Source organism: Patescibacteria group bacterium, from assembly GCA_028710985.1.
GTDB lineage: Bacteria > Patescibacteriota > Patescibacteriia > JAHJFT01 > JAHJFT01 > JAQTTB01.
Genome location: JAQTTB010000008.1, coordinates 1 through 2,779, shown reverse-complemented (window position 1 = coordinate 2,779; position 2,779 = coordinate 1). Strand labels below are relative to the sequence as shown.

The 2,779-nt window shown below is 52.2% G+C and carries 2 protein-coding genes; both read right to left on the bottom strand.

Annotation, left to right across the window (positions count from 1 at the left end):
- Nucleotides 1–77: 77 nt before the first annotated feature.
- Entirely contained in the window at nucleotides 78–1,985 is a 1,908-nt protein-coding gene (locus PHW53_05140) for a hypothetical protein (GenBank protein MDD4995816.1), read from the bottom strand.
- 75 nt (nucleotides 1,986–2,060) lie between these two features.
- Nucleotides 2,061–2,779 (bottom strand): hypothetical protein (locus PHW53_05135; GenBank protein MDD4995815.1); only part of this gene is annotated, 719 nt, incomplete at its 5' end.

The window sequence follows — 2,779 nt, the reverse complement described above, 5'->3', positions numbered from 1 at the left end:
ATGTCCTGCTTGATTTTTTTGAAATTTTATAATGCGGAAATGGTGCCTATTCCTGCATTATATCACGTTTTGTAAATTTATTCCGATGAGGTTGATGCGGCTGACACGACGCTGTTAGTCGAGCCAATTGACGCCGCCGCTATGCTGCAAAACCCGTCCGCTATCGCTATCGATCCCGTCTGCGCTATCTTTGCCCGCTCTACAGTTACCCTGGTGGCGGACTCAGCGGCGCGGACTCGCCCTTCGTACTCACGAAGCACGGCGTCTGCCAGGATTTTTGGCACTTGCAAATGACCCTCAAAAACTCTGACGGCAGCATCCACCTCAGTCCCGTAAATGGCTTGGCCGAGCTTTTTAACCTCCACCAGCGCCGCGAATCTTTTTAAGGCCGATTCAAGGTCCAGCTTATAAACGTCGGCATGATTTTCAAACACCTTGATTTTGGCGTCGTTGGTCGCTATAGTGGACTCGGTTGACTTGATATTGGCTTCAAGCTCAAGTTCAATCGCCTTTAACTGGCTTTCGTAAATTTTTAATTTTGACAGTTCGCCGTCCAGTTTGCTTTGATCGCCTGCCAAGGCCGCTTTATACACATCAAAACCGGCCACCTGCGACTGTATCTGCGTCTTGAATACGTCGGCGCGGGTCGTATAGCCTTTTAGCTTAAGCTCCTCGACATTGGCTTTTCGTCCTATCGCCTCAATGACGGCGCTGTACCGGCTGATTTCCAGTTCCTGGGTCTTTATTTGCGCTTCAATGACACTGAGTTGCGCTATCTCGACATCCTTTTTGGCCTTTTCCGCCTCCAGTTGCAGTTTGTAGCCGTCTAAAGCCGACAGCGCCGCTTTCAGGCGTATCTCATACTGATTGCCGAGCGCGTTCATAACCGCTATGGCTAAGTTGGCTTTGGAGGCCAAATGCTCATACACCTTTATCGACATTTCGCCTACCTGATTGGAATAGGAGATGGCTTGCGATACGCTATTGCCGATAATTCCGGCATACTGCACCGCCAAAGAGCGCACGCTCTGGATTTGTGAAGACGCCAGATTCATTATGAACTGCAAATGCTGAACTTCGGTCTTGCGCCGCTCGATGTAAATATCGGTGGAGGTATTGGCAAGAGCTTCCGCGCCTTTCATCCGTCCTGCGCGCAATCCGGCAAGCAAGGCTCCGGGAGGCTCGTAAAAGCCGCGTTTTGAATAAGTCTCCAGCAAGCCCTGTTCGGCGGCATGAAACTCCTGCTCGATGCGGCCTCTGGCTCTGGTGTACATGGCCGCTTCAATCTGGTCAGGCAATACCGTAGCGTCCATGCCTGACGTTATCTTCGCCGCCAACTGGCTTAAATGTGACTGGTATTCCGGCGCGTAAGTCGCTATCCATGTACTTACCTTGTCATCGATAAACGCCTGTATTTCAGGCAGCGCCGCGTTGTATCTGGCCTCCATTTCAGCAGCGTAATTGTTCGGATCGCGTATCGCGTCAGGGGCGACAGGCGCATCGTAGCCCGGCAGTGTCAAGGTGGGCGCGTCAGCGATAGCCAGCGGCGTTATGTCCGGGAAGTCAAACTGCCTTAATACCGGCAGCAGCAGCGAGTCCATTTCCGCCACCAGCGCATCAACGCGCAGGTCAGGTTCTGCCTCATTCCACGAGGGGATATTCGCGCTAGGCGCTACCTGTGTGAATAGCCCTGATGTGGCAAGGGTAGGCGCGCCGGGAAATACCGGCTTGGCGATAGTCGCCACATCAGCCAGTTCCGGCGCTACCGGCAAGGCGGTTATCGGCGGCTCGTAAACGGGCGTCGGCGTGGAGTCGCGAGACGGGGGAGAATACGGCTGAATAACAGGATTCACATTAGGCGAGTTAATAGCGCCCTGAATTCCGGTGCTGGTATTAATTTGACCGAGGGCCGCTGAAGCCGCGCCTGAAAACTCGTCTGCCCTTGCGAGCGCCGCTGAAATTATAACTTCTGGATCAATTGCCACTTTATGGCTCCGTTAAAGGATCATGGCGTCTCACGACGCGGGGTTGTTCTGTTTTGCGCTATTGTTATTATACCATTATTTGACTTTGCGCTGCGCATCTAATGGCAGCACCTCCAGCCCCTCTAACTTCTGGATTCCAGACACCTCGAATTGCCAATACCTGCCCTGGTTGCCCAAGGCTAACAGGCATTTTCTTCCGCCAAAACTGCTGGCATGACTGTTTTTAGCTACGCCGTCTACAATAGGTCTTACCGTTGTCGCCGTATCGCTATTTAAATAAACGGATTGAATGCGTTTGCTTTTAAATGAACCAAAATCGGTATCTTTGGTTTTTATAATGCCATTAATAGCCGTGCCGCTGTCGGTAGTTCCTTCTAGTAGATACAGGCCGTCCGACTTAACGCCATAAGGTTTATTACCTATATGGATGATATGCAGCCATGCCTGGTTAGTCCATTGATAAGACTCGCCGGTGTGAATATTAAGCACATAGGCGACTGCGTTACTGACCGCAGTGGACATGGTTGCCGACAATGACCACTCAGGCCCTGCCAGTGCAACGTCCCAGTAGGACAGGTAAGTATCAATGAAGCCGAAACTGGCGGACATGCGCTGTTCGAGCGTGCCGGAAGCGATAAGCGAGGTGTCGATGAAGCCGAAACTGGCTGACATGCGCTCGTGCGCCGTCGCCGTCGCGCTCAATCCAAAGGCAGGGAAGTCAAAAGCCGCATTGCTGCCGCCCAATGCGGTCAGCGTTGACTCAATAAAACCGAAACTGGTTACTATGCGTTCAG